The organism is Paenibacillus sp. Aloe-11 (genome assembly GCF_000245715.1).
Lineage (GTDB): Bacteria > Bacillota > Bacilli > Paenibacillales > Paenibacillaceae > Paenibacillus > Paenibacillus kribbensis.
In genome coordinates, this window is the sequence record NZ_JH601081.1 from 12,494 (window position 1) to 18,696 (window position 6,203).

Genomic DNA, 6,203 nt, shown 5'->3' on the forward strand with positions numbered 1-6,203 from the left:
ATGGCTCCAACACCAAAAGCCGCTCAGCATGTGCTGGAGCGGCTTTTGGTGTTCATAGATGTTGCAAATCCTGATTCAAGAGCGTTGGGCGACAAAGGTATTGCCCGCCTGATTGAGAATCGGCAGCATCCGCATTTCCTGCCCCATCGAGGCCTGGCAAAGTGGACACACCGGTTCGCTCAAAAAGGTAAAATCCGTTCGCATCCAGCCGTTACAGCCCTCGTTTGTACACGACCAAATGGCTGTATTTTCCTCTGGGATGATCTCCGGGGCCTGGCGTCTGTACATCTACATTCCCCCTCGGTTTTTATAGGGTAATCCCCTGTCGGCATTCTGTTCATTTTCGCCTGTGCGAGTATTAATATGCTCCAGCCTCCGAAAAATATGCGTATTTTACCAAAATATTTATTTGCGGATTGCCTTGGTCCAGAAACCGCCATGAAATTGCTTCGGTTCTACCGTTATGACAAAGGCCTTGGGGTCCAGGTCCAAAATCGATTGGTACAGCTTATTCTGATTGTTCCGTTTAGCCAAAATTTCCATCACCAGACGTTCTCCGTCCCGCCCACTGCCCAGCCAGGCTGTAACGCCGTATCCTTTGTCTCGCAACGCATTGGCAATTCCTCCATTGATCTCATTGCTGATAACCTTGACAGTGACGTAGCCGAGTGCTATTTTTTCCTCAATCCAGGCCCCGATAAGAATACCCAACGCATAACCAATAGCGTATACCGCCAGACTCGCCACCTGATCCAGATACTTGAGCACCACATTCAAGCCAAGCACATAGACCGTAACCTCCACGGTGCTAATGAGCGCAGCGATATACCGCTGACCTTTCAGCGTCAAAATCATGCGCAGTGTATACGCCGACACATAAATCATTTGAATAACGAGAATAAATAGCAAAATTTTGAGCATACGCTCACTCCCCACTTCACGTTCTGATTTGGTCTGTACTCATCATTATGCCCCTGTATGTCATATACAGCCTCAGGTTTCGTATGACGTTTTATCTTACAAGTCTCGTTGTCTTGTGCAGTGGGTTTGTTTTATTTGGGTTCGTTGCTTTTTAAAAAAAACATTTGTGTAAACAGGGCAACTTTTACGGTTACTGTTGCGTCTAAACAATATAAGCACAACCAACAGTTACTCTTCCAAATGTGTTGGATTTTGTAGGTATTAATGTTACTCTAGTCTATGAACCACGCTAATTCTTAAATAAAGGGGTAGACCAACGAATGAAATCATTGAAATCCATGAAGAAACCTGTCATCATCACTGCCGTGTCGGCCTTGGCCATCTCCGGGGCGCTGTTCAGCCAATCTACATATGCTGCACAAGTAACTAAGCCGATCCAAGCAGTTTTTAACAATATTAAAATTATCTACAACGGAACCGAGGTTCCTTCTGATGCCAAAACAGAACCATTCTTGCTGGATGGCGTGACGTATATCCCGCTGAAGCTGGCGGGCACAGCTTTGGATAAAAAAGTACAATGGGATGGCACCAACAAACGCGTAGTCATTACTGACAACGGTGTTCCGATTGATCAATCTACGGTTACAGCACTGAACAACCAGATTACAACACTGACTCAAGAGCTGAACACAGCAAAAGCAGCGAACACGACGAAAGACGCTACCATTGCTCAATTGCAAAAAGACAATCAGGCGCTAAAAGATGAAGCAAGCAAAAACAGCTCTGACACCTTGAAAGATCTCCAAAAGCAACTGAACAAGGATTACAGTGATTCCTACAACACGAACTCGGATATCACGCTGGATGGCAATAAAAGCGATATTACCGTGACCATCGAAATGACAAAGTCCAGATGGGATGACCTATCCGACAGTAGAAGGGAAAGCTATCTGGAGGACATCGTTGAAGATATTTTGAAAGAGTACAAAGATGCCGATGTGGAAGGCACAGTGAAGAACTCCAGTAATAGGGACAAATTGGCGACCTTTACATCCAACAGCAGAGGCGATGTTACGATTAAGAAAATAGCTTCATCTTTGGATTCAAGCACGATCCAGCGTAATTTGACCGATAGATACGGCAGCTACGCCGGCATCAACCTTGATTTCACTGTGAGAGGCGACAGCAGTGAAGCTACCGTGGATGTGTATGTAACTTCAGATGACTGGAATAAACTCTCTAGCACTCAAAGAACCAGCCTGACAGATGGCGTTATTTATCATCTAAAAAATAGAGAGTCCGTTGACAGAGTCGTGGGATACGTACGCAATAAAGGGAACAGCAGCCAAATCATTACCTTCTAAGATTAATCTTTCAAAAAAGCGACAAAGGCTTTAGAGCCCTTGTCGCTTTTTGTGATATACAAACATCATGCGTTCCACTATTTAATCAATCTGCTTACGGAAGTAATGTATTTTATATAATCACTATCCGCATTGGTTTTACCTGTATTTGTTGTATACACCAAATGACCGGGGCTGGTTATTTTGACTTTGTAAAACATACTGGGTCTAGAATAAGGATATACGCTATAGGTTCCTTTGCTATAGACAATCATAGGATTAAAGTCGATTTGCTTGAAGTCGGGTGATAAGCTGCTCTCGTACATAGCATAAATATCCAATATGCCTTTTTTTCGATCCCAATCAAAGGAAGTAAGATCAAACGCGTTCGCATCCATGACCTGAGCCAGGTCTTGTCCCTTAAAATTCATAAGAACTGGGCTTTCGGTAAAACTATCATGCTTTAGTGACAATAATTCACGCTTGGGATTCCACTCCATCTTCGCATCTGTATCTTTCAACAGAATGGATACCGGTAAAAACATCGCATTACTTTTCATGATGGGGACTGTATCCATTATCACTGGCTCGCCGTTAACCGATATTTCGGGTGATCCGATTGTGACCGTTACATTACGGCCCAACAGATCGACAGAAGCGGTTTTGCTCGCTGCATTGTAAGTTACTTTACCACCCAATATATCCTTGGCCGCTTGAAGTGGTATAAGTAGTCTGTTCTTATTGTCCACAAAGGGTGATGCGGGATAGGTATATAAGACGTAATGTTCATTGACCTTGAGGTGTATCGGCGTTTGGCCTTGAGCTTGAGCTGATGCCCAATTCAAGTTAGCATCAGCAAAACTTAATAAAACTATAAGACAAATTAATAACCTGATTTTCATAATGCCCCTCCTCGTTATTGTTCGTTACCAGTGTATCGTCACAAAAATATCATATCAACCATAATTTACAACATATATCCAAAAATACACATGACATTTTACATATACTGGTTTATAATGGATTTAACTGCAAAACAAAAAGAGAGCACAGAATTGCACTCTCTTTGAATAAAGCATATAAAAGCAAGAAATATTAATAAGCCAATGCAAAAAGTCCTTTAATGTGGGACAGGTAACGGATGTTACTGCCTTCTTTCATCAACGTAGCTACAGCGCCTTTCAGTTGGGTGCCATTCGCGCCTACCGTGCCGATCGCGTCTGTTCTGCCCAAACTGCCCAGCGTACCGGAGAATACAGGTGTGAATTGTTCCATTTTTGCTCCGTTAAAGTAAGCAAACAGGTTGTAACCCACCGTCTCGCCCATTTGCCAAGCCAACTGTGCAGTTGGAGGGTATGGACGCTCGCCTTCACTCGGGAACACCACTGCGCTGTCACCAGCCAGGAAGATGTCTTCGTGGGAAGTCGATTGCAAGGCACCATTCACGGTTGCACGACCACGGTTCACTTCGATACCGGATGCGCCAACCAGTGCGTTGCCTTGTACGCCGCCTGTCCAGACCAATGTGCTCGTTTTGATCGAACGTCCGTCTTTGAGCAGAACTTCGTCGGCTTTCATTTCCGTAATTGGAACACCAGCTACGATTTGAACGCCACGTTTTTCAAGGCTTGTGACTGCACGATCAACCAGTGCCTGCGGGAAGCCTGCCAAAATAGATGGTCCAGCTTCTACACAGTAGAGGCTAATGTCTTCGTAGTTAATGCCTTTTTCACGGCAAATCACAGGCAGCTTGTCAGCATATTCGCCTACCAGCTCGACGCCTGTCAGACCACCACCGCCGACAACGATTGTAGCATCTGCTTTGTTGCCGGATTGCTTGTAAGCATCCAGACGAGCTTCGACATGTGCACGAATGCGATTGGCTTCCGCCACTGATTTCAGTGTGAAGCTGTGCTCTTGCAGTCCTGGAATACCAAAGTAAGCCGTTTCACTGCCCAGGGAAATAACGAGAGCGTCATAGCTCAACGTAGCGCCACTGGCCAAGGTTACTTTTTTATCGTCCGGTTTGATTTCCGAAACGGTATCCACTTTCAGAATAATATCTTTGTTACGCAGCAGCTTCTCCAAAGGAAGTGCAACTGCTTTTTCGGCAATTGTACCTGCCGCCAAACGGTGCAGCTCCGTAATAATTTGGTGCGACGCAAAGCGGTTTACCACTGTAATGGTTGCTTGGCTAGCGTCCAGATGCTGGCGTGCTGTGAGAGCGGCCAGCAATCCACCGTATCCGCCGCCCAAGATCAAAATTTGCTTCGACATGTCCATCCTCCGTTCTTGATCAGATAATTATTTGCTTTCGCGTTGGCGCTCATTCAGAATGTCCAGGAAAGCCTGGCTGAAACGCAGTGTTTTTTGTACATTTGGATCTTTAAGCATTTTGAGCAATCCAAACAGACCTACACTGCCGTCCGTAGTTTGCACGCGGTCGTTAGCTTCAATGGCAGCAGAAGCCAAACCTTTAGCCGACTCTGTAACAGGCTTCACAAACTCTCCCATGGAGTTTTTCATATCTCCGAGAAAGACAGGGTCGGTTGCCAAACTACGAGCTACATCATAAGCGTCGGTCATCAGAGTAACCATCTCAGTCAACTTGGGCAGATTCTCTACCAGCACGGTCAGCGATTGCTGAACCTCCGGTTTCATCAATTGGTCCAATACATCCCGAGACTCTTTGGCAGCTTCTTGTGTTACAGCCACCTCTTGTTGGTTTTCAGACATGCGTGAACGTCCTCCTTTACTGTGAAAATAGAAGTCCATCCCTTTCTCATAACCTGTATCTATAAACTCTAGCAATAAAACATTCTATGAACTCGCGTCCTTAAACATGCAAGAAGCACAGCTTAAACCGGCCTATACCCTAAAGGGCAAGACTGATTATCGCAGATGCCAATTGTATATTGCTCGGACGGTATTCTGTTGTTGTTACTGCTGCGGAATATCTCACGAAGCGCTTCTTCGTGACTATAACAGGCCGAAACGGAACCCTATACCTCTATATACCTCTATATTACACTTTTTACAACACAAACGTCGAAAAAATTTTAAATTTACACAAAATTCTGCAAATTTTTATTTGTTATTTTAGATAAAAATTAGAATAAACTCGTTTTCTGTCCAATTTTACCGCTCAAAAGGGCACTAATATAGGCTGATACTCCCTCAGGAACACCCTACGTATGCAAGATGTCCTCAGAAGTATCAGAATCATCGGGAGCCTCGAAATCATCAGGAGACGGGAGCGGCACACCGGACTCGATGAATTCCTCTACATCACGGGCAGCTTTAATCTGATTGCACTCGTTGCAGGCACATACACAATTGACCGGCGTCGTATGCCCACCTTTAGCCCGAGGCAGTAAATGATCAATTGTATCACCATAGCCGCCGCAGAAAAAGCAGGTATAACGGTCACGCTTGAGCACGTATTGACGAAATTCCTTGTTACTGTAGAGCCTGCGAACGGTGTATGGGTTTACAATCACCGCCATGCGCTCTCTAACCAAAGTCATCGCCAAATCAAGTTCAATCTCCTGATGCCAGCGTCTCCCCTGATCGGATCTGCCTCTGAGCCGAATCATGCCGTTGCGATTGAGCCGCAATGCACGGGTATCCGCAGGCTTTAGCCTGCCAAGCAGATTCCGCACCCGCTGCCGATGGCGCTCACGCGCCTTATCTGTGACTGGCTTCCTGCGGGGTAGGTGAGGCAACAGGTCAGGCTGTGCTGATATATCCAGACTTGGGACAGCCTCACCTGCCCCCAGGTTATGCCGCATCATGGAAGCGGCCAAGGGCTTCATTTCCTCGCCGGAAGAAGGGGCAGACGGAGCCACACGCTCTTGTGCGGCTAATCCCCGGCAGGAACGGCAAGGACCACGCCGGGAATATGGACCCGCCCGGCGGCCGGGTCTGCGCTGAAACTCC

At 46.0% G+C, this 6,203-nt stretch carries 7 protein-coding genes; 1 reads left to right on the top strand and 6 read right to left on the bottom strand.

Annotated elements, in window-relative coordinates:
- Positions 1 to 75: 75 nt before the first annotated feature.
- The gene (locus WG8_RS24315; protein ID WP_007432947.1) at positions 76 to 288 is read right to left on the bottom strand and encodes a cold-shock protein; all 213 of its coding nucleotides are present in this window, start codon (positions 286 to 288) and stop codon (positions 76 to 78) included.
- 117 nt (positions 289 to 405) lie between these two features.
- The gene (locus WG8_RS24320; RefSeq protein WP_007432948.1) at positions 406 to 921 is read right to left on the bottom strand and encodes a DUF2179 domain-containing protein; all 516 of its coding nucleotides are present in this window, start codon (positions 919 to 921) and stop codon (positions 406 to 408) included.
- Between the two features lie 320 nt (positions 922 to 1,241).
- Between WG8_RS24320 and WG8_RS24325 the strand changes: the two genes are divergently transcribed.
- Complete coding sequence (locus tag WG8_RS24325) at positions 1,242 to 2,285, top strand: stalk domain-containing protein (protein WP_007432949.1); 1,044 nt, start codon at positions 1,242 to 1,244, stop codon at positions 2,283 to 2,285.
- Between the two features lie 77 nt (positions 2,286 to 2,362).
- Here the strand turns inward: WG8_RS24325 and WG8_RS24330 are convergent, their stop codons facing one another.
- The 4 genes from WG8_RS24330 to WG8_RS24345 all read right to left on the bottom strand — a co-directional run.
- Positions 2,363 to 3,166 carry a copper amine oxidase N-terminal domain-containing protein gene (locus WG8_RS24330; RefSeq protein WP_007432950.1) on the bottom strand — a complete coding sequence of 268 codons (804 nt, stop codon included), beginning with the start codon at positions 3,164 to 3,166 and terminating at the stop codon, positions 2,363 to 2,365.
- Between the two features lie 193 nt (positions 3,167 to 3,359).
- Positions 3,360 to 4,541: an NAD(P)/FAD-dependent oxidoreductase gene (locus WG8_RS24335; RefSeq protein ID WP_007432951.1), complete on the bottom strand. Its 1,182-nt coding sequence runs from the start codon at positions 4,539 to 4,541 to the stop codon at positions 3,360 to 3,362.
- Positions 4,542 to 4,568: 27 nt separating this feature from the next.
- Complete coding sequence (locus tag WG8_RS24340; protein WP_007432952.1) at positions 4,569 to 5,000, bottom strand: DUF1641 domain-containing protein; 432 nt, start codon at positions 4,998 to 5,000, stop codon at positions 4,569 to 4,571.
- A 452-nt stretch (positions 5,001 to 5,452) separates the two neighbouring features.
- A partial coding sequence (locus tag WG8_RS24345) for an HNH endonuclease (RefSeq protein ID WP_007432953.1) occupies positions 5,453 to 6,203 on the bottom strand: 751 nt, incomplete at its 5' end.